The organism is Parasedimentitalea psychrophila, assembly GCF_030285785.1.
GTDB classification, from domain to species: domain Bacteria; phylum Pseudomonadota; class Alphaproteobacteria; order Rhodobacterales; family Rhodobacteraceae; genus Parasedimentitalea; species Parasedimentitalea psychrophila.
Genome location: NZ_CP127247.1, coordinates 4,760,517 through 4,780,998, shown reverse-complemented (window position 1 = coordinate 4,780,998; position 20,482 = coordinate 4,760,517). Strand labels below are relative to the sequence as shown.

Genomic DNA, 20,482 nt, shown 5'->3' with positions numbered 1-20,482 from the left:
GTTTTGAGACCAGATTGTGCGCAAAGTTGCTGCCATTGGGAAGACTATGAAACAAATGGTTATTTCCACACCTGCCGCGAATTCCCCGGCGATTGCCGCAAATGTCATGTTGGCGGCGATGGCTGTCATCGGCGTGATCGATAATGTGGTGCCCTTGTTGGCCGAAGTTGTTGGCCTGTGGCAGTTCTACCTGATGCGAACTGTGTTGAGCATACCGTTGATTTATGGCTTGGCGGCGATTGGTCTGGGACAGGTCGCGCCGCGTAAATGGGGCGCTGTGGTGCTGCGCAGCCTTCTGGTTGCACTGTCGATGATGTTCTATTTTTCGGCCTTAGCGCTGATGCCCTATGCCGAGGCCCTGGCCGGGCTGTTTACCTCGCCTATTTTCATTGTTCTCATCTCGGTTCTCTTTATGGGGATGCGGATTGGCAAAATCCGAATTCTGGCGGTGTTGCTGGGCTTTGCCGGGGTGTTGTTTGTATTGCAGCCGGATCTGAAAAACTTTGACTGGCTGATCCTGCTGCCGGTGGCGGGTGGTTTCTTTTATGCGCTGGGGGCGATTGCCACCCGCAGCCTCTGCGAGGGCGAAAGCACGGTTTCAATGTTGTTTGGCATGCTGCTCGCTCAGGCGGTGATGGGCGCGGTGGGTTTGGGCGTGCTTGAGCTGTGGCCCTTGCCGGTGGCTGAGGGCGCCGATGGCTTTGTGACCCGCGGCTGGGTCTGGCCGGTCTGGGAGATTACCCATTGGGTCCTGGTTCAGGCGGTTGGCTCGGTGCTGGGGGTGTTCTTGATCATCAAGGCCTATCAACTGGGCGAGGCATCGCTTGTTGCGGTGTTCGAATACTCGGTGATGATTGTCGGGCCGGCCTTTGCCTGGGCGGTGTTGGGTCAGCAAATCGGCCTGTGGCAGATGTTTGGCATTGCGCTGATAATTCTGGCCGGTGCGACAATTGCGGTGCGCTCGCGGTAACCTGAAAAATATGTGATGCATTGGCCGCAGGGCCAGGAAGACGCCCAGCCATGGTTCCCATTTATCGCATTGTTTTCTAGCCTGCCATTATGATCCTGTCGCCTGGCCGCTCTTACCTGTTTATCCATATCCCCAAGACCGGCGGCACCGCGCTGGCGCTGGCGCTGGAGGCGCGGGCCAAAGCGGATGACATCATGCTGGGTGACACCCCCAAGGCGCGGCGGCGGCGGCACCGGGTAAACGACGTGGCGACCCGTGGGCGCAAATGGAAACATTCCACCCTGGCCGATATCGAAGGGCTGGTGCCGGAGCAGACCCTGCGCCGCCTGTTTGTCTTCACACTGGTACGCAATCCTTGGGATCGTGCGGTCAGCTATTACCACTGGCTGCGAGAGCAGCGCTTTGACCATCCGGCGGTGCATCTGGCGCGGTCGCTGGATTTTTGCGATTTTGCCAGTCATCCCCAGACCATGGCGGCGTTCCGGGGCGCTTCGGCGGCGTCATACCTGCGCCACCGCGATGGCAGCCAGCAGGGCCAGCTGTATATCCGGCTGGAGCATTTTTCCACCGATGCACAGCCATTGTTTGACCATCTTGGTTTTGAGATAAGGCTGCCTCTGGCCAATACCTCAAAACGGCAACGCGACTGGCGGAGGTACTACGACACCGATGCAGCCCAGTCGGTGGCGCAGAGCTGCGCTGAAGATATTGCTCAATTTGAATACTCTTTTAACGATTCACCGCTATCCCTCTAGTTAGACATTGAGCTGTTGTCAGCGACCGGTCGCTAATTCCCTGCATTGGCCGGGATTAGGCGGTTTTTGCCGACAATGACCCCGAGATGCCCTATTTTTGGCCCATTTGTGGCCTGAAAACACAGTGTTTTGGGGCTGACACGAATACTACGTGCTTTTGCCATCGGGCAGGGCCGTCTTTTTAGAAGGAAAAGGCGATGTTTGACTGGATCACCAAACGTAAACCCGCGCCGGTGGCTTCGGGCTTGGGCACCGAACTGCCGTTGGTGTCAACCGGGCAGGGCGGTTTGCTTGCCGGCACCCATGTGGCGTCGAACCTTGGCTGGCGGCCTGTCGAAGCATTGAGCGTTGGTGACAGGGTGTTGACCTTTGATCACGGCATGCAGGAAATCACCGAATTGCACCGTGAAACCATTCTGATGCCCGAAGAAATTCTAATGGACCCACAATGCCCGATGTTTGTGCCGCAGGACGCGCTGCACAACCGTGTGCCGATGTGGGTGATGCCGGATCAGGGTATCCTGGTGGAAAGCGATCTGGCCGAGGATGCTCAGGGCGATCCCTTTGTCGTGGTGCCCGCCTGCGCCCTTGAGGGCTATCGTGGAATTCACCGGGCCGCCGCAGGGCAATGCTTGCAGCTGGTGATGCCGCGGTTTGCCCAGGACCAGGTGATCTATCTTGAGGCCGGTCTTTTGGCGTTCAGTGCAACGCCCTTTAGCATTCTGGAATCAGCCGCGCCCAGAGACGGGCTCTACCGTGTGCTGCAACAGGACGCAGCGCGGGATCTGATCACCGATATGATAGTCGATGAAGCCTTTTGGACCGCAGATGTGCCCGCCGGATCGGCGGCGCAGTGTGAGGCCCAGTTTGTCTCGGTGCGGTAAGCCGCAGATCCAACATTGATAAAAGGGGCATGACAAATGTCAGATGCCCCTTTTTGTATTTTGATCAGCCCGGGTCCAGTCGAATTGAAATGGCCACCCCCAAGGGATGGCCTGATGTGTTCCCTGGCCGCTTACGCGACCTTCTTCGCCGGATCAAACCGACCATAGAAGCTCTGCCCCTTGGCCGCCATTTCACGTAGCAGCGGTGGGCAGGCGAACCGTTCGCCGTATTGCTCGGCCAACTGGTCACAGCGTTCAGCAGCATAGGGCGTGCCGATGATATCGAGCCAGCTGAGCGGACCGCCGGACCAAGGCGCAAACCCCCAGGCCAGCACCGCACCCACGTCGCCCTCACGGATGTCTTCCAGCACGCCTTCTTCCAGCGCCCGTACCGCTTCCAGCACCTGAGCAAACATCAGCCGTTCCTGCACTTCGATCAGATCAGGCTGTTCATCGGCCAGCGGGTATTTCTCCTGCATGCCTTTCCAGTATTCGACCCGTTTGCCCTTGTCGTCATAGTCAAAGAAGCCGGCATTGGCCTTGCGGCCCATCCGCCCCAGACTCTCCATCCAGAAGATCAGATCGTCACCGGGGCTGTCCGGGTAGTCATCGCCCATCGCCGCCTTGGTGGCGCGGGCAATCTTGGCGCCCAGATCAATCGAGGTTTCATCGTTCAGCTGCACCGGCCCCACAGGGAAGCCAAGCTGGCGTGCCGCATTGTCGATCAGCACCGGTGACACACCCTCGGTGATCATCCGCAGACCTTCGTTGATATAGGGGATGATGCAGCGGTTGCAGTAGAAGAACCGCGCATCATTAACGACGATCGGTGTCTTGCGGATCTGACGCACATAGTCGAGCGCCTTGGCGACTGCGCGATCACCGGTTTTGTCACCCTTGATGATTTCCACCAGCAACATCTTCTCAACAGGCGAGAAGAAGTGGATGCCGATGAACTGCTCTGGCCGCACCGAGGCCTCAGCCAGACCGGTGATCGGCAGGGTCGAGGTGTTGGAGGCATAGATGCAATCTTGCGGGATGATGGCTTCGACCTTCTTGGTCATCTCGGCCTTGACCTGCGGGTCCTCGAACACCGCCTCGATGATCAGATCACAGCCCTTCAGCTGTTGTAGGTCAGGGGTGGCGGTGATCTGCGCCAGCAGCGCCTCTTTCTTCTCAGGCGTGGCTTTGCCGCGCTTGATGCCCTTGTCCATATAGCTCGCGGCATAGGATTTGCCCTTGTCGGCGGCATCCTGATCGCGGTCAATCAACACCACTTCCATACCGGCCTGCGCTGACACCAGCGCGATACCGGCGCCCATCATGCCGGCCCCCAGAACGCCGATCTTCTTGACCGACTGATCCTCGATACCCTCGGGGCGCACAGCGCCTTTTTCCAGCGCCTGTTTGTTGATGAACAGGCTGCGGATCATGGCCGAGGATGACGGGTTCATCAGCACATGAGTGAACCAGCGCGCCTCGATCTTCAGGGCGTTGTCAAAATCGACCAGCGCGCCTTCATAAATCGCACTCAGCAGCGCCTTGGCCGCTGGGAATGCGCCTTGGGTCTTGCCGTTGATCAAGGCGCTGGCACCGACAAAGGTCATGAAGCCTGCGGGATGATAGGGCGCACCACCGGGCATTTTATAACCCTTGGCATCCCAGGGTTTGACGATATCGGCAGGCTTGGCGTTCAGCACCCACTGACGTGCGGCTTCTAACGGGTCGGCGTTAACAGCGTCGATCAACTGGGCAGACTTGGCTTTCTTCGGGTCCAGCATCTTGCCTTCCAGCAACACCGGAGCCGCCGCCATGGCGCCAACCATGCGCGAATAGCGGATGGTGCCGCCGCCACCAGGGAATATCCCCAGCATGATTTCCGGCAACCCGATCTTGGATTTGGGATTGTCGGTCATCACCCGGTGGTGACAGGCCAGCGCGATTTCAGTGCCGATGCCAGCACAAGTGCCATTGATGGCACAGGCAATCGGCTTGCCGCCCTTGTTGGTCTTGGCATCCATGCCCGCACGTTCCAGTTTGCGCAGGATGCGGTGGCCGTTCATGGTGAAGTCGAACAGGCCCTGGGCCGGTTCATCGCCGGATTCGTCGCGGATGCTGGCCAGAACATTCAGATCCATACCGCCAGCAAAGTCTTTCTTGCCGCTGGTGATCACCACGCCCTTGACGGCGTCATCCGCCAATGCGCGATCAATATAGTCCTCGACCAGCACAAAGGCCTCGCGGGTCAGCACGTTCATCGACTTGCCGGGGGCATCCCAGGTGATGATGGCAAGGCCGTCTGCGTCGACGTCATAGGTGAAATCGGTCATTTATTGTCTCCGATCTGGTCAGCCGTCAGCGGGCTGCCGTCTTTGCGGCTAAAGGCGGAGCCGTCTGGACCACTCCTAACCATCATGTCGATATCGCTGTAGAAAGCGGTCTCAGATTGCGTGTGTGTGCCCACCACCAAAAAGGCGGCGGGGGAGTCTGTTTTGTTCACCAGATGGTGGCCGTTGGCGTCACCAGCCGGAAAGCTGGCGCAATCTCCGGGCAGCATCTCATGCTCACCGTCATCGTCGATCAGGGTGCAGGTACCTTCGGTCATCATCAGAAATTCGTCCTGCTGCATGTGGTAGTGCCGCAGGGATGACAGGGCGCCGGGTTCAAGGCGGACAATGTTGACACCATACTGCGTCAGCCCGCTGGCATCGCCCAACCGCTGGTTGGAACGGCCATCAAACGGCTGCGCCAGCTTGCCCGGATAAGAACATCTTGAGACGAAAGGGATTTGTGAAAGGTTCAGCTTGGGCATCAGACGCGCTCGATGATGGTGGCGGCACCCATGCCGGAGGCAATGCACAGCGTCGCCAGACCCATTTCCTTGTCCTGACGCTCCAGCTCGTCCAGCAGAGCGCCGATGATGATCGCCCCGGTAGCGCCCAGCGGGTGACCCATAGCGATCGAGCCGCCGTTGACGTTGACCACATTGGGGTCGACATCAAACGCCTGCTGGAACCGCAGCACCACCGCAGCAAAGGCCTCGTTGACCTCAAACAGGTCGATGTCGCCGATCACCATGCCATTGTCGGCCAGAATTTTCTGCGTCACCGGAACCGGCCCGGTCAGCATGATGGTGGGATCGGTGCCGATCTTGCCGGTGGCCTTGATCCGGGCCCGCGGAGTCAGCCCGTATTGCTCACCGAACTCTTTGTTGCCGATCAGCACTGCGGCGGCGCCATCGACGATACCGGAGGAGTTACCGGCGTGGTGAATATGGTTGATCCGCTCAAGATGCGGGTATTTCATCTTCGCGATCTTGTCGAAACCGGGCATCTGCTCGCCCATCATCTGGAACGCCGGGTTCAGCGCGCCCAAGGACTGCATGTCTGTCTGCGGCCGCATGTATTCATCCCGGTCCAGCATCGCCAAACCGTTCTGGTCGCGCACGGTGATCACCGATTTGTCAAACCGGCCCTCGTCCCAGGCGGCCTTGGCGCGGCGCTGCGATTCCACCGCCAGCGCGTCGGCCTGTTCACGGGTAAAGCCATATTCGGTGGCGATGATGTCCGCCGAAATGCCCTGCGGCACAAAATACTGGTCCATGGCAAGGGTTGGATCAACCGCGATAGCGGCGCCATCGCTGCCCATCGGCACCCGGCCCATCATTTCGACACCGCCGGCGATATAGGCTTTACCCGCACCGCCTTTGATCTGGTTTGCCGCCAGGTTGACGGCTTCCATGCCCGAGGCACAGAACCGGTTGATGGCAAGACCAGGGATACGTTCATCCAGATCGGATGCCAGCACCGCCGAGCGGGCCAGACAGCCGCCCTGTTCCTTGACCTGGGTCACATTGCCCCAGATCACGTCCTCGACGGCGTGACCGTCCAGATTGTTGCGCTCTTTGACCGCATTCAGGGTCAGGGCGGACAGCCGCAGCGAGGTCACCTCGTGCAGGCTGCCGTCTTTGCGGCCCTTGCCACGCGGGGTGCGCAGCGCGTCATAGATATAGGCGTCAGTCATGATGCTCTCCTTAAACTCGGTCCGACGGGTTGCCGGGCATCAGATCATAGGGGGATTTCCAGCCGGGCAGGGTGCTGATGCGGGTCAGCCAGGCGTCGATATGGGGCCATTCAGTTCGGTCAAAGCCAAAGGGTTCGGGGTAAAACAGATAGCCGCAGCAGGTCAGGTCGGCGTTGGTGAGGTTGTCGCCCACCATCCATTCACGCCCGTCCAGATGTTGGTTCAGGGTGGTAAAGGCAGCTTTTAGGCGGCCTTTCATAAAGCCAATCACCTCGGCAGGGCGCTTGTCCTCAGGAATGAAGTTCATCAGGAACCGGGTCATGCCTATCTGGCTGGAGAATTTGTGGTTGTCCCACAGAACCCAGCGCAGAACGTCGTATTTATCCTCGGGCGCGCCGCCAAACCTGCCGGTTTTATCGGTGATGTACTGCTGAATGACGCCGGACTGCGACAGGCAAACATCGCCGTCGATCAATACCGGAGCCTCCGCCATGACATTCAAATCGCGATATTCGCTGCTGCGATGCGCGCCACTGAAAAAATCAACAAACACCGGCTGCCAGTCCAGACCCGATAGCTCTAAAGCCAGAGCCGCCTTATAGGAATGCCCGCTTTCGCCAAAACAATGCAGTTTTATGGTCATAGGGTGCTCCCTTTGGATGATGAGGCAGCGGGGGTTTCACACCCCCGCACCCCCGTGGAGTATTTCTTCAAAGAAGAAGAGGGGAATTTACCATTTGTTAACCACGTTCGCGGCAATCTTGGGTTGCGGAACAGGCTGGAGAGCCGATGGCCGTCAAAGGAGAAGCCCCGCCACCTGGTCTGGTTTTCCGGAACCCGGCGGCGGGGTGGATACTGCAGTTCTTCTTTGTGCAAGTACTCCCGCCGGAGGCATCCGACATCGCCGATTCGAACAGGTTCTGGTTGGTTCACAATGACCTCGAAATCAGTTCTTTCATGATTTCATTGGTGCCGCCGTAGATCCGCTGTACCCTTGCATCTGTCCACATTTCAGCGATGGCATATTCTTGCATATAGCCATAGCCGCCGTGCATTTGCAGGCATTCATCCAGCACTTCACCCTGGGTATCTGTGATCCAGTATTTCGCCATCGCGGCCTTCTCGACCGTCAGCTCGCCGCGCAGGTGGTCGCCCATGCATTCGTCAAAGAACGCCCGCGCCACTTTGGTCTTGGTCAGGCATTCCACCAGCTTGAACCGGGTGTTCTGGAACTGGGTTAGCGGCCCGCCAAAGGCTTCGCGTTCTTTGCAATAGGCGATGGTTCGCTCAACCGCGCCTTCCATGGCACCGATGGCGCCGGCCGAGATGATCAGACGTTCCTGCGGCAATTGTTGCATCATCTGGTAAAACCCCTGACCCTCGGCATTGCCCAGGATATTTTCCGGTGGGATTTCAACGTTGTCAAAGAACAATTCCGATGTGTCCGCTGCGTGCAGTCCGATTTTGTCGAGGTTGCGGCCGCGCTGGAATCCCGTGGCTCCGTCAGTTTCGACCACCACAAGGGACACTCCCTTGGCGCCCAGCGAAGGATCGGTTTTGGCGGCGACAATGATCAGGTTTGCATGCTGGCCATTGGTGATAAAGGTCTTCTGGCCGCTCAGACGATAGCCATTACCGTCGCGGATTGCCTTGGTCTTGATCCGCTGCACGTCGGATCCGGTTGAAGGTTCGGTCATCGCCAAGGCGCCAACCATCTCGCCCGAGATCATCCGGGGCAGCCAGCGCTGTTTTTGCTCTTCGCTGCCATAGGCGAGGATGTAATGGGCGACAATGCCCGAATGAATGCCCGCGCCCCAGCTGGCCAGATTGGCGCGGCTGCCTTCGATCAGGATCGCGGCTTCATGGCCGAAGTCACCACCGGCGCCACCGTATTCTTCGGGGATCGAGGGGCACAGCAGGCCCAATTCGCCGGCCTGATCCCAGGTGTTTCGGTCCATCATGCCCTGTTTGCGCCAAGTCTCATACTTGGGCATCCATTCGTTGGTGATGAACTGGGCCGTCATATCGGCCAGCATCTGGTGCTCGTCAGTCATCCAGGCGGAATGTGTGTGGGTCGTGAAAGTCATGTCTCTCCCTTTGGCGCGCTTGTATCAGCGTTTGCCTATCTTTTTCGGGCGTCCAGTTCAGTGTTGAACAGACGCAGCCGGTGGGTCAGGTTTTCGGTGTCGGTGACACTGTCGAAGTTCTCAAACAGGAACGACAGCGCCTCGCCTTCGTCCAGCCCGGCCTCGGATGCAAAGTGTTTGAGGCGGCGATAGCCATCCTCGGTCATTGCAACTGGAAAGCGTCGGGTCAGGCGAAACCGTTTGGGCATGTCAGCTCCTTGGAACTAGGTGGAAGGGGCGGGGCTATCCCCGCCATCCCGTTAGAATTGGTCAGCCTGCAGCGCCATCACCGTGTCTGCGCCGCTGGTGATACGGGCAAGATGCAGGGTGGTGGCCGGTAGGCGACGTGCCATGTAATACCGGCCTGTTGCCAGCTTTGTCTCATAGAACGCCGCGTCAGAAGCCCCGGCATCAAGCGCGCCCAAAGCAGCTTTTCCCATCTGCGCCCACAGCAGGCCCAGGCAGACATGACCAAACATGTGCATAAAATCATAGGACCCCGACAGCGCGTTGTTGGGGTTTTTCATGCCGTTTTGCATGAAATACATGGCACCGGCCTGCAGATCCTTGCTCGCCGCTTTCAGCGGAGCGATGAAGTCAGCGCTGAAGTCATCCGAGATATCGCCGTTTTCTGCGCAAAAGGTCTTCACCAGCGCAAAGAACGCCATCACATGCTTGCCACCGTCCGCGGCCAGTTTGCGGCCCACCAGATCCAGCGCCTGCACGCCGTTGGCGCCTTCATAGATCTGGGCAATGCGGGCGTCGCGGGTGAACTGGCTCATGCCGTGCTCTTCGATATAGCCGTGACCGCCGTAAACCTGCTGGGCGCGCACGGTCATGTCATAGCCTTCGTCGGTCAAAAAGCCCTTGATCACCGGGGTCAGCAGCGACACCAGCCCGTCGGCGTCCTTGTCGCCGCTGCGATGGGCGGCGTCGATCATCGAGGCCCCCCACAGCAGGAAGGCGCGGCCGCCCTCGGTAAAGCTTTTCTGGTCCATCAGCGAGCGGCGGATGTCGGGGTGCACGATCAGTGGGTCGGCGGGCCCGTCTGGGTTTTTGATACCAGTGACATCGCGGCCCTGCAGGCGGTCCTTGGCGTAAACAACCGCGTTCTGATAGGCGGCTTCGGCCTGGGCGACCCCCTGCATGCCGACCCCCAGACGGGCCTCGTTCATCATGGTGAACATGGCGCGCAGGCCCTTATGCGCATTGCCCAGCAGATAACCGGTTGCCGCGTCGTAGTTCATCACACAGGTTGAGTTGCCGTGGATGCCCATTTTCTTTTCGATATTGCCCACTGACACACCGTTGCGGGCGCCCAGGCTGCCGTCTTCGTTGACCATGAACTTGGGCACGATGAACAGCGACACGCCCTTGATGCCGTCAGGCCCACCGGGGATCTTGGCCAGTACCAGATGGATGATATTGTCGGCCATGTCGTGCTCACCCGCCGAGATAAAGATTTTTTCGCCGGAGATCTTGTAGCTGCCGTCGTCCTGTGGCTCGGCCTTGGTGCGCATCAGGCCTAGGTCGGTGCCACAATGCGATTCCGTCAGGTTCATGGTGCCGGTCCACTCGCAGGCGATCATTTTCGGCAGATAGGTGTCTTTCTGGGCGTCAGTGCCATGCGCCAGAATGGCCGAGGCCGCACCGTGGGTCAGCCCCTGATACATTACAAAGGCCATATTGGCACCCGAGAACATTTCGCCGACGGCGGTGCCGATGACGTAAGGCATGTTCTGGCCGCCATATTGTTCCGGCATATCCAGTCCGGTCCAGGCGCCGTCTTTCATCTGATCCAGCGCGGCTTTGAAGCCGGTGGGGGTGCGGACCACCCCGTTTTCCAGCCTGCAGCCCTCGGTGTCGCCGACCACGTTCAGCGGTTGCAGCACTTCGCCGGCAATCTTGCCAGCCTCTTGCAGGACCGCATTGGTGAAATCGCTGTCCAGCTCGCCGTAGCCGGGTACGCTGGAGCCTGTGACGTTCAACACGTCGTGCAACAGGAATTGCATGTCTTTGATGGGGGCGTTGTAAACCGGCATAGGGGCCTCTTTTGTCTGTCGATACAGCGACGTTTTGGCGACCCCGGTGTTGGGGGCCGTTTGCGGCGGGGACAGGCGGCCTATTCGGCGGCTTGCTGCCCATTTTTGGCCGAGGCGATAACTTTCTCGCCCCATTTCAATTGTTCTTTCAACTCATCAATGGCCTCGATCAGCTCGTCTCGCTGACGTTCCATGTCGGCCAGTCTTTCGCGGGCAATTTCATAGGTGCGTGACAGCTGGGTGTGCTGCTGGTCGCCCATATGGTAGAGATCCAGCAACTGACGGATTTCCTCCAGGCTAAAGCCAAACCGCTTGCCGCGCAGGATCAGTTTCAACCTTGCCCGATCGCGCTTGGTAAATAACCGTTTCTGACCCTCGCGGATCGGAAATAGGAGCTCTTTGGCTTCGTAGAAACGCAGGGTGCGCGGAGTCACCTGATAGGCGTCGCACATCTCGCGGATATTCAAAGTCACATCGGTCATATTGGTCACTCTCGCTGCTGGTGTCGCCATTGGCTGAGTTGTTCGAGTTTGCTTACAGCACAGGCTTTACGTTGACGTAAGTTATACCCTACGTCAGCTGCTTTGTGACGTAGGGTCCGGCGGATGTGACGTGGCGTCGTTTCGGTGATTTGGTCAAAAAAGAGCCAAATTGCTTAACAGAATAAGGATTTTCGCCGATTTCGAACCGGTCTGACCAGGCGGCGGGCTCTTTTCCGGGCTGGAAATTGATCCCGAAAAATACAAAAGCCCCGCTTGGGGCGGGGCTAGGTCAGGCGCGCTTGCCGAGGTGGTCGGCGTTTTTACGACAGACTGCGGGCTGTTGTTTCGCGCAACGAGCTGAGCTCAGTCATCGCGTCTTCCAGTTGTTCACGCTGCTTTGTGAGTTCGATCATCTGCCGGTCGGCCATTTCCAGAAACGCCTGCGCCTGGGCCTGATCGCCTTCGTTTTCATAAATCATCAGCCATTGGCGTATTTCTTCCAGCTGAAATCCAAATTTGCGGCCCCGCATGATCAGCTTCATCCGCGCCCGTTCGCGGGTGGTGTAAAACCGCGAGCGGCCTTCGCGGTCGGGGTGCAGCAGTTCTATGTATTCATAATATCGAAGGGTACGTGGCGTCACATCAAACGCCGCGCACATTTCTTTGAATGACAATCTTGTTTCGGTCATCCACCATCCCCCTTTTTTGGGCAACCTAGGCACTTGTTTTGGGTAGTGCAACAGGTGCGGTTGCTCTATGACCAGACCATTGCGCATTAAGCTGTGCGTATAACGAAAAGGAGAGCGGCATGGGCGATAAAACGCAATTGGCACGCCAGTTTATTGAGGTGATTCCACATGCTCAGGAGCTGGGTTTGGTGTTGCAAAGCATCGGCAATGGAATGGCCGAAATTTCCATGCCCTATGATGTCAAACTGATTGGCGATCCCGACACCGGGGTCATTCACGGCGGCGCGGTGTCGGCGCTGATGGACACCTGTTGCGGCGCCGCCGTGATGTGCCACCCGGATGCGCCGGGCGGTACTGCCACCATTGATTTGCGGATCGAATACATGCGCCCTGCCACGCCGGGACAGACGATCCTGACCAAGGCCACCTGCCATCATATCAGCCGCAATGTTGCCTTTGTGCGGGCGGTTGCGATGGATGACGACCGCGATCGCCCGGTTGCAACGGCAACAGCTGCCTTTTCCGTGGAGGCCAAGTTTTGAGCCGCCCGCGTCCCGAACCCGTACAAGTAGTCAAACAGCGTCGCGATGCGGCGCTGGCGGCCTTGGTGGCCTCGGTGCCTTACATTCAGTTTCTGAACATCAGCTTTGACCGTCGCGGCGATGAGCTGACAGGCCAGATGAACTTTGACCAGAAACTGATCGGCAATCCCTTCCTGCCCGCATTGCATGGTGGCGCCACGGCGGCGTTTCTGGAAATGACCGCAATGATGGCGCTGAACTGGATGCATGTCTGGCCCAAGATCGAGGCGGGAGAGCTGGACCCGGCTGATATGACCGCAGGCAAGCTGCCCCGGCAGCCAAAGACCATCGACTTTACCGTTGATTACCTGCGCTCGGGCCTGCCGCGCGACGCCTATGCCCGCGCCACCGTGGCCCGCTCCGGGCGCCGGTTCGCCAGTGTCCGGGTTGAGGCCTGGCAAGATCACAAGACCAGGCCCTTTGCCCAGGCGGTGGGTCACTTCCTGATGCCGCAGGGGGAAGACAAGCGTGACGCCAAACAGGGCTGACGCCTCTCCGCTAACCCATCGCCGGGTGCTGAAAATCGCGCTGCCGATTGTGCTGTCCAATGCCACGGTGCCCATTCTGGGTGCCGTGGACACCGGTGTGGTTGGCCAGTTGGGCGCCGCCGCACCGATTGGGGCGGTGGGCATCGGCGCGATCATTCTGTCGGCGCTGTACTGGATGTTTGGTTTCCTGCGCATGGGCACAGTGGGGCTGACCAGTCAGGCCTTGGGGGCGGGGGAGCGCGGCGAAGTGGCGGCGCTGTTGACCCGCGCATTGTTGATCGGCTTTGGCGCCGGTCTGGCGCTGATCCTGTTGCAGGCACCGCTGTTCTATCTATCCTTCCAACTGGCCCCGGCAACACCCGAGGTCGAGAGCCTGGCGCAGGACTATCTGCGTATCCGGGTCTGGTCGGCACCGGCAGCAATTGGTCTGTATGGCATCACCGGGTGGTTGATCGCCCAAGAGCGCACCCGTGCCGTTTTGGTGCTGCAACTGTGGATGAATGGCGTCAATATCCTGCTGGATCTGTGGTTCGTCCTGCAATTGGGCTGGGGGGTGAACGGGGTTGCCTATGCCACGTTCCTGGCCGAGTGGTCGGGGCTGGCCTTGGGCATGTGGTTCTGCCGAGGCGTCCTGCAAATGCCGGACTGGCACAACTGGGCGCAGGTTCTTGACCGGGTTCGGCTGCGGCACATGGCCATGGTCAATGGCGATATTCTGGTCCGCTCACTGCTGCTGCAGGCGATGTTTGTCGCCTTTCTGTTCTTTGGGTCCGGGTTTGGCGATGTGGTGCTGGCCGCCAATCAGGTGTTGTTGCAGTTCCTGATGATAACTGCCTACGGCATGGACGGCTTTGCCTTTGCCGCCGAAACTCTGGTGGGGCAGGCGGTTGGCGCTGGCCAACGCCACCGCCTGCGCCGCAGTGCCGGGCTGACCAGCTTCTGGGGGTTGGTGGTGGTTATCGTATTGGCGATTGTCTTTGCCCTGTCGGGTGGGATGATCATCGACCTTATGGCCACCTCTGCGGAGGTCCGCGAGGTGGCCCGTGTCTATCTGCCCTATATGGTGCTGGCGCCGCCGCTGGGCTGGGCCGCCTGGATGCTGGACGGGATTTTTATCGGCGCCACCGCCACCCGCGATATGCGCAATATGATGCTGGTCAGCTTTGGCATCTACGCCGCATCTGTCGCAGTGCTGCTGCCGATGTTGGGAAACCACGGGTTGTGGCTGGCGCTGCTGATATCCTTTGTGGCGCGCGGGATCAGTTTGGGGGTGCGATACCCCGCGCTCGAATCCCGCGCCGCCTAACTCTGAGTTTGGCTATAGAAGGGTCTCAATTGCTTCGGTCGGGCGACCAATCACGGCGCGATCACCGGCAATCGCAATTGGTCGCTCAATCAGCGCCGTATGCGTGGCCATAGCCGCCTGCAACTCCGCCTCGGGCGTATCTCTGCTCAGCCGCAACTCTGTGAACAGCGGGTCTTTGGCGCGCATCATATCCACTGCCCCGCCCCCCAACAGCGCCTGAACCCGTTTGATCTCGCCCAGGCTGGGGGGATCAGACAGGTAAAGCCGCTGCCGGACCTCGACGCCCTTGTCTTGCAACAGGGCCAGCCCGGCGCGGGATTTGGAGCAGCGCGGATTGTGCCAATAGGTGATCACAGCCAATCGCCTCGTTTACTGCCGACAGCCTGCGCCACGGTGTCAAAGCCATCCCGCGCCAGCAGATCATCCAATCCACGGGCAATCTCACCCGCCAGGGACAGGCCATGATAGACCAGTGCCGTATAAAGCTGCACCGCGCTGGCCCCGGCACAGATCTTGGCATAGGCCTGTTCAGCCGTGCTGATGCCGCCAACGCCGATCAGTGGGATCTGACCGTCCAGCAGCTGCGACAGCTGCGCCAACACGCGGGTTGATTTCTCAAACAGTGGCGCGCCAGACAGCCCGCCGGCCTCGGCCTTTTGGGCGCTTTGCAAGCCGTCACGCGACAGGGTGGTATTGGTGGTGATCACCGCATCAATGCCGGTCTCACGCGCCACTTCGGCAATATCGCGCAGCTCATCAATCGTCAGATCCGGGGCGATTTTCAGGAACACCGGGATCTTGCGCTTCAGAGCGTTGCGGGTGTCGATCACGCCACTCAGCAAGGCGGTCAAGGCCGTTTTGCCCTGCAGATCGCGCAGCTTTTCGGTGTTGGGAGAGGACACATTGACGGTGGCGAAATCCAGATGCGCGCCGCAATGCTGCAACACGCGGGCAAAATCGCTGGCGCGGTCATCGCTGTCTTTGTTGGCACCAAGGTTCAGTCCAATCACCGCATCCCTGGGACGCTGCGACAGGCGCTGGGCGATCTGCTCCATGCCCTGATTGTTAAAGCCAAAGCGGTTGATCGCCGCCGCGTCCTCGGTCAGCCGGAACAGACGTGGCCTGGGATTGCCCGGTTGCGGGCGCGGGGTAGCGGCGCCAACCTCGATAAAGCCAAACCCTGACTGCGCCAATGGCGCCAGCACTTCGGCGTTTTTGTCAAACCCGGCGGCCAGACCCACCGGGTTGGGCAGCTCAATCCCCGCCAGCGTGGTTTTCAATCGCGATGAGGTCACCGGGCCGGGGGTTGCGACCAGACCCAGTTTCAACGCCTTGATAGACAGCCCATGCGCGGTTTCGGGGTCCAGTTGATGCAGCGCCTTCAGGCCCAGTGTTTCGATCAGGTTCATGCCATGCCTGCCGGAAACTGATGCACGCCATCGACCAGCGGCAGCGGTTTCACCCAGATCAGCTCACTGCGTTTCAGCGCTCGGTACAGATGCGGGAACAGCGCATCGCCGCGCGACACCTCCCACTCCAGGGCCTCGCCCAGCCTGTCGGTCTCAAAGGCCAGCAGCATCAGCCCCTGGACCCCGGCAAAATGCTTGGCGGCGGTTTCTGCGGCCTGTTCAGCCGTGGAGAAATGAATGAACCCATCAGACAGGTCGATTGCGGCGCCCAGAGTTTCCCCCTGAGAGTCGAATGCCGCCCATTCGTCGGCACGGAAGATTTTGTATATCAGCATGATTGCCTGATGCCCTGCGGCTGCCTCCGGGTCAAGCCATTGGCGCGGTTGCGTCAAAAACCCTGCTTTTCCCCCTGACCTGACCTGCCTGTCATGGCACCGTCACGCAGACTGCGTAACTGACCGCTGTGGCTGGCTGCCGTGACAATACCCTTGCGATTTCAGAAGCCGGACGCAACTATGTCCTATTCCCTTATGTCGGCGTAGCCACGCGCGCCTAAAGGGCGAAAAAAAATAAAAACTGGGAGAGTTTAATTATGATGATGCGAATTCTGAGTTCTGTCGCTGCCTTGGGGATGACCGCCGGGATGGCGGCTGCGGATTATAACCTGACCATTCTGCACACCAATGACTTCCATTCCCGGTTTGAGCCGGTCAGCAAGTATGACAGCGGCTGCCGCGACGGCGACAATGCCGAGGGCAAATGTTTTGGTGGCACCGCCCGCCTGGTGACAGCCATCGCTGACGCCCGTGCCCGGTCCAATAACTCTATCCTGGTCAGCGGCGGCGACCAGTTCCAGGGCTCGCTGTTCTATACCTACTACAAGGGCAAAATGGCCGCCGAGTTCATGAACAAGCTGGCCTATGACGGCATGACCGTCGGCAACCACGAGTTCGACGATGGCCCCGAAGTGCTGCGCGGATTCATGGATGCGCTTGATTTCCCGGTACTGATGTCCAACGCTGACGTCAGTGCTGAGCCGATGTTGGACGGTGTGCTGCAAAAATCCACCGTTATTGAACGCGGCGGCGAGAAGATCGGCCTGATTGGTCTGACACCAGAAGACACCCATGATCTGGCCAGCCCCGGCAAGAACATCACCTTTGGCGATCCGGTTGCTGCGGTTCAGGCCGAAGTGGACCGGCTGACCGCTGAAGGCGTCAATAAGATCATCGTGCTCAGCCACTCGGGCTATGTTGTGGACCAAAAGGTTGCGGCGGAAACTACTGGTGTGGATGTGATCGTCGGCGGCCACTCGAACAGCTACCTGTCAAACGTGTCCGACCGCGCCGTTGGCCCCTATCCAACCATGGTCAATGATACCGCCATCGTGCAGGCCTATGCCTATGGCAAGTTCCTGGGCGAGCTGAACGTGACCTTTGATGACGCTGGCAATGTGGTTCAGGCCGCTGGTGAGCCGCTGAGCATGGACGCCTCGGTGGCCGAAGACGAAGCCACCGTTGCCCGTATTGCCGAGCTGGGCACACCGCTGGACGAGATCCGCACCAAGGTGGTGGCCGAGTCGGCTGAGGCGATCAATGGCGACCGGGCTACCTGCCGTATTCAGGAGTGCCAGATGGGCAATCTTGTCGCGGATGCTATGCTGGCACGGGTCAAGGATCAGGGCGTGACCGTGGCCATTGCCAACTCAGGCGGCATTCGTGCCAGCCTAGAGTCGGGTCAGGTCACTATGGGCGAAGTGCTGTCGGTGCTGCCGTTCCAGAACACCCTGTCAACTTTTGAACTGGACGGCGCGACCCTGGTTGCGGCGCTTGAAAACGGTGTGAGCCAGGTAGAAGAGGTCAAGGGCCGCTTTCCACAGGTTGCCGGCATCAAGTTCACTTGGGACGCAAGCGTTGCGGCCGGCGAGGGCCGTGTTCAGGACGTCATGGTTGCCGATGGCGACGGCTACGTTGCGGTTGATCCGGCCAAGACCTACATGGTTGTGACCAACAACTATGTGCGCGGCGGCGGTGACGGCTACAAGATGTTCGCCGGCGACGACAAGAATGCCTATGATTTCGGCCCAGATCTGGCTGATGTTCTGGCGGAATACATGGCGGTAAACTCGCCCTATACGCCATATGTCGATGGGCGTATCGCACAAAAATAATCGCATTTGAATGTGATTCACAGACCCCGCCGGAACAATCTGGCGGGGTCTTTTGTTTGTTTGACCGCAGGCAAAATGATGGCTGACGCGGGCAACAGGTCACGCTAGTCTGGCCCCATGTGCGGACGCTTTGCCATCACCCTTCCAAATGACGCCATGGCGCAGCTGTTTGCGGCGCAACCTGCCAATAATTTGCCAGCAGTGCCAAATTTCAATGTCTGTCCCACCACTGCGGTGCATGTGGTGCAATCCGGCGCCACCGGGCGGCAACTGGTCTCGATGCGCTGGGGGTTTCTGCCGCACTGGTACCAGACCGTCTCGGCTGGTCCGTTGCTGATTAATGCGAGGGCAGAGACCCTGGCGCAAAAGCCTGCCTTTGCCAAAGCCTGCCGTGAGTGCCGGTGCCTGATCCCGGTCAGTGGGTTTTATGAATGGACCAAGGACGATCAGGACCACAGATTGCCGTGGTATATTCAGCGCCGGGACGGCGCACCGCTGGCCTTTGCCGGGATCTGGCAAAGCTGGGGTCAGGATGACCCGATCAACAGCTGTGCCATCGTCACCACCGGTGCCAATCAAACTATATCAACCCTGCACCACCGGATGCCGCTGATTCTGGAGCCAGCGGACTGGGCGCTCTGGCTTGGCGAGGCGGGGCCGGGCGCGGCGACCCTGATGCAGCCGGGCGCCGAGGATTTGCTGGAGTTTCACCGGGTCGATCCAGCGGTCAATTCAAACCGTGCAACGGGGCCCGAACTGATTGAACCTTTTGCACCAAACGATGTGCCCGACGATGTGCCGCGCGGTGCGCTGATCTAGCGGCGCCGCCTAGTCGGCAGCTTTGCCCAGGTCGCGGTGCGGTGCCCGGCTCAGTTCATTGTTCGCCCGGACGATCTTTTGCATCAGCTGCACAAATTCATCCTGTTCCTGAGGGCTCAGCCCGGACAGGATCTCCGGTTGCGCTGCCTCAACCAGAGGGTGGGCAATGGCCAGCAGGGCCTGGCCATCGACAGACAAAAACAACTCACGCGCACGACGGTCGGAACTGGACACTTTGCGGCGCACCAGTTTACGGGCGTCGAGGCGGTCAATTACCTTGCCAAGCGTCGCCCGATCATAGGCAATCAACCCAGCCACCGAGGCCTGGTCGATGCCGGGGTGGTCACGGATCGCGCAGAGTGCGGCATATTGCACCGGCGTCAGGGATAGCCCTGCACTGGTCATCTGCTCCATGAACTGGGCAACGGATATCTGATTCAACCTGCGGATCAGGTGGCCCGGCATGCTGTGAATATCGAGGCGGTGTAATTCCATGGTGACTTTGCAACCTATCCTAGTTTTTGGGTGGAAGGACACCCTTACAGAGAGCGTGCGTTCAATCGCTCAACATAATGTTACTTTTCCCAACCGGGCAGAGGCAAGCATGTTTTACCAGTTTTGATTGTAAACGACGCTTTCCCTCACCCGGTGCTGCGGCTAGAGGTGGCGCATGGCTCTGACTTTTACATCTCTGATTGACCTGTTGGATCACTCTTATGATAGCGTGATTGACGTCCGAAGCCCGGGTGAATTTGCCGAGGACCACTTGCCTGGCGCGATAAACCTGCCGGTTCTGGACAATGAAGAGCGGGCTCAGGTTGGCACCATCTATGTGCAGAAAAGCCGCTTTCTGGCGCGCAAACTGGGCGCTGCCATGGTGTTTCGCAACACCGCGCGCCATGTGGAAACCGCCCTGGCCGAGAAAGACGGTGGCTGGCAGCCGCTGGTCTATTGCTGGCGCGGTGGCCAGCGCTCGGGATCCTTTACCTGGCTGTTGCAGCAGATTGGCTGGCGCGCCGAGGTGATTGAAGGCGGCTATCAGACCTACCGCAGGTTGGTGAAATCCTATCTGTATGACACCCCACTGGCGCATCAACTGGTGGCGTTGGATGGCTATACCGGCACCGCCAAAACCGATCTGCTGAAGCTGGTGCAAACCCGTGGCGTGCAGGTGCTGGATCTGGAAGGTCTGGCCAACCATCGCGGCTCGCTTTTGGGGGGCATGAATGGGCCGCAACCCAGCCAAAAGGCGTTTGAATCTGAGCTGGCGGCGCAATTGGCCCGATTGGATACCGCCCGTCCGGTGCTGGTCGAGGCGGAATCCAGCAAGATCGGGGACCGGATCATTCCGCCCTCACTGTGGACGGCGATGAAGGCGGCGCCGCGTATTCAGGTTGCCGCCCCGGTGGCGGCGCGGAGCCGCTATCTGGTGCGGGCCTATGACGATATCCTGTCGGATGCGGACAAGCTGTGTCGCAAGCTGGAACCGCTGCGGGCGCATCGCTCAAACGCGGTGGTGGATCTTTGGTTTGAGCTGATTGCGGCGGGGGACAAAGCGGCGCTGACCGAAGCCCTGATGGTGCAGCACTATGACCCGTCTTATGCCAAATCGCGCCAGACTGCGGCTGCCCGGGTTCTCGCCGAGGTGCAGGTGGCCGAACTGGACGCCGAAGGACTGGCCGGCGCTGCGGATCAGATTACCAAATTGATGCAACGCCAGGCCGCGCAGTAGAACAGT

At 59.4% G+C, this 20,482-nt stretch carries 22 protein-coding genes; 9 read left to right on the top strand and 13 right to left on the bottom strand.

What is annotated here, in order from left to right; translation table 11 throughout:
• The first annotated feature begins 46 nt into the window (after positions 1-46).
• From QPJ95_RS23145 to QPJ95_RS23135, 3 genes are all read left to right on the top strand, one after another.
• On the top strand, positions 47-970 hold the full coding sequence (locus QPJ95_RS23145) for a DMT family transporter (RefSeq protein ID WP_270919675.1): 924 nt from the start codon (positions 47-49) through the stop codon (positions 968-970).
• Positions 971-1,059: 89 nt separating this feature from the next.
• Positions 1,060-1,725, top strand: coding sequence for a sulfotransferase family 2 domain-containing protein (locus QPJ95_RS23140; RefSeq protein WP_270919674.1), 666 nt, complete (start codon positions 1,060-1,062; stop codon positions 1,723-1,725).
• 197 nt (positions 1,726-1,922) lie between these two features.
• Positions 1,923-2,609, top strand: coding sequence for a Hint domain-containing protein (locus QPJ95_RS23135; protein WP_270919673.1), 687 nt, complete (start codon positions 1,923-1,925; stop codon positions 2,607-2,609).
• Positions 2,610-2,740: 131 nt separating this feature from the next.
• Here QPJ95_RS23135 and QPJ95_RS23130 read toward each other — a convergent pair whose 3' ends face one another.
• The 9 genes from QPJ95_RS23130 to QPJ95_RS23090 all read right to left on the bottom strand — a co-directional run bounded on the left by QPJ95_RS23130 (position 2,741) and on the right by QPJ95_RS23090 (position 11,971).
• Complete coding sequence (locus tag QPJ95_RS23130; protein ID WP_270919672.1) at positions 2,741-4,939, bottom strand: 3-hydroxyacyl-CoA dehydrogenase NAD-binding domain-containing protein; 2,199 nt, start codon at positions 4,937-4,939, stop codon at positions 2,741-2,743.
• Positions 4,936-5,421: a cupin domain-containing protein gene (locus QPJ95_RS23125; RefSeq protein WP_270919671.1), complete on the bottom strand. Its 486-nt coding sequence runs from the start codon at positions 5,419-5,421 to the stop codon at positions 4,936-4,938. Before QPJ95_RS23125 ends, QPJ95_RS23130 begins: the two co-directional genes overlap by 4 nt.
• Positions 5,421-6,632 carry an acetyl-CoA C-acetyltransferase gene (locus QPJ95_RS23120; protein ID WP_270919670.1) on the bottom strand — a complete coding sequence of 404 codons (1,212 nt, stop codon included), beginning with the start codon at positions 6,630-6,632 and terminating at the stop codon, positions 5,421-5,423. The genes QPJ95_RS23125 and QPJ95_RS23120 overlap by 1 nt, the downstream gene beginning before the upstream one ends.
• 10 nt (positions 6,633-6,642) lie before the next feature.
• A complete protein-coding gene (locus tag QPJ95_RS23115; RefSeq protein WP_270919669.1) occupies positions 6,643-7,275 on the bottom strand; it encodes a glutathione S-transferase family protein in 633 nt (210 codons plus the stop codon).
• 286 nt (positions 7,276-7,561) lie between these two features.
• On the bottom strand, positions 7,562-8,719 hold the full coding sequence (locus tag QPJ95_RS23110) for an acyl-CoA dehydrogenase family protein (RefSeq protein ID WP_270919668.1): 1,158 nt from the start codon (positions 8,717-8,719) through the stop codon (positions 7,562-7,564).
• A 35-nt stretch (positions 8,720-8,754) separates the two neighbouring features.
• A complete protein-coding gene (locus QPJ95_RS23105) occupies positions 8,755-8,967 on the bottom strand; it encodes a hypothetical protein (RefSeq protein WP_270919667.1) in 213 nt (70 codons plus the stop codon).
• Between the two features lie 51 nt (positions 8,968-9,018).
• Positions 9,019-10,800, bottom strand: a complete 1,782-nt coding sequence (locus QPJ95_RS23100; RefSeq protein WP_270919666.1) for an acyl-CoA dehydrogenase C-terminal domain-containing protein — start codon at positions 10,798-10,800, stop codon at positions 9,019-9,021.
• 80 nt (positions 10,801-10,880) lie between these two features.
• The gene (locus QPJ95_RS23095; protein WP_270919665.1) at positions 10,881-11,282 is read right to left on the bottom strand and encodes a MerR family transcriptional regulator; all 402 of its coding nucleotides are present in this window, start codon (positions 11,280-11,282) and stop codon (positions 10,881-10,883) included.
• Between the two features lie 320 nt (positions 11,283-11,602).
• The gene (locus QPJ95_RS23090) at positions 11,603-11,971 is read right to left on the bottom strand and encodes a MerR family transcriptional regulator (protein ID WP_270919664.1); all 369 of its coding nucleotides are present in this window, start codon (positions 11,969-11,971) and stop codon (positions 11,603-11,605) included.
• A 119-nt stretch (positions 11,972-12,090) separates the two neighbouring features.
• On the opposite strand from QPJ95_RS23090, the gene QPJ95_RS23085 reads away from it, so the two are divergent.
• Genes QPJ95_RS23085 through QPJ95_RS23075 form a run of 3 tightly spaced genes read left to right on the top strand, consistent with a single transcriptional unit; the run spans position 12,091 to position 14,346 of the window.
• Positions 12,091-12,513 (top strand): PaaI family thioesterase, encoded by a 423-nt coding sequence (locus tag QPJ95_RS23085; protein WP_270919663.1) that lies wholly within the window; start codon positions 12,091-12,093, stop codon positions 12,511-12,513.
• Complete coding sequence (locus QPJ95_RS23080; RefSeq protein ID WP_270919662.1) at positions 12,510-13,040, top strand: PaaI family thioesterase; 531 nt, start codon at positions 12,510-12,512, stop codon at positions 13,038-13,040. Before QPJ95_RS23085 ends, QPJ95_RS23080 begins: the two co-directional genes overlap by 4 nt.
• Positions 13,021-14,346 carry an MATE family efflux transporter gene (locus QPJ95_RS23075; protein ID WP_270919661.1) on the top strand — a complete coding sequence of 442 codons (1,326 nt, stop codon included), beginning with the start codon at positions 13,021-13,023 and terminating at the stop codon, positions 14,344-14,346. The genes QPJ95_RS23080 and QPJ95_RS23075 overlap by 20 nt, the downstream gene beginning before the upstream one ends.
• A gap of 12 nt (positions 14,347-14,358) precedes the next feature.
• On the opposite strand, the gene arsC is transcribed toward QPJ95_RS23075, so the two are convergent.
• Genes arsC through QPJ95_RS23060 form a run of 3 tightly spaced genes read right to left on the bottom strand, consistent with a single transcriptional unit; the run spans position 14,359 to position 16,090 of the window.
• On the bottom strand, positions 14,359-14,700 hold the full coding sequence (gene arsC / locus QPJ95_RS23070; protein ID WP_270919660.1) for an arsenate reductase (glutaredoxin): 342 nt from the start codon (positions 14,698-14,700) through the stop codon (positions 14,359-14,361).
• Positions 14,697-15,755 (bottom strand): quinone-dependent dihydroorotate dehydrogenase, encoded by a 1,059-nt coding sequence (locus tag QPJ95_RS23065; protein ID WP_270919659.1) that lies wholly within the window; start codon positions 15,753-15,755, stop codon positions 14,697-14,699. The genes arsC and QPJ95_RS23065 overlap by 4 nt, the downstream gene beginning before the upstream one ends.
• Positions 15,752-16,090 carry a DUF952 domain-containing protein gene (locus tag QPJ95_RS23060; protein ID WP_270919658.1) on the bottom strand — a complete coding sequence of 113 codons (339 nt, stop codon included), beginning with the start codon at positions 16,088-16,090 and terminating at the stop codon, positions 15,752-15,754. The genes QPJ95_RS23065 and QPJ95_RS23060 overlap by 4 nt, the downstream gene beginning before the upstream one ends.
• 257 nt (positions 16,091-16,347) lie before the next feature.
• On the opposite strand from QPJ95_RS23060, the gene QPJ95_RS23055 reads away from it, so the two are divergent.
• Positions 16,348-17,925, top strand: a complete 1,578-nt coding sequence (locus QPJ95_RS23055) for a bifunctional metallophosphatase/5'-nucleotidase (RefSeq protein WP_270919657.1) — start codon at positions 16,348-16,350, stop codon at positions 17,923-17,925.
• A gap of 117 nt (positions 17,926-18,042) precedes the next feature.
• The gene (locus QPJ95_RS23050) at positions 18,043-18,744 is read left to right on the top strand and encodes an SOS response-associated peptidase (RefSeq protein ID WP_270919656.1); all 702 of its coding nucleotides are present in this window, start codon (positions 18,043-18,045) and stop codon (positions 18,742-18,744) included.
• A 9-nt stretch (positions 18,745-18,753) separates the two neighbouring features.
• Here the strand turns inward: QPJ95_RS23050 and QPJ95_RS23045 are convergent, their stop codons facing one another.
• On the bottom strand, positions 18,754-19,239 hold the full coding sequence (locus tag QPJ95_RS23045; RefSeq protein WP_270919655.1) for a MarR family winged helix-turn-helix transcriptional regulator: 486 nt from the start codon (positions 19,237-19,239) through the stop codon (positions 18,754-18,756).
• A gap of 175 nt (positions 19,240-19,414) precedes the next feature.
• Between QPJ95_RS23045 and mnmH the strand changes: the two genes are divergently transcribed.
• Positions 19,415-20,476, top strand: a complete 1,062-nt coding sequence (mnmH, locus tag QPJ95_RS23040; RefSeq protein ID WP_270919654.1) for a tRNA 2-selenouridine(34) synthase MnmH — start codon at positions 19,415-19,417, stop codon at positions 20,474-20,476.
• The last annotated feature ends 6 nt before the right edge of the window (positions 20,477-20,482 follow it).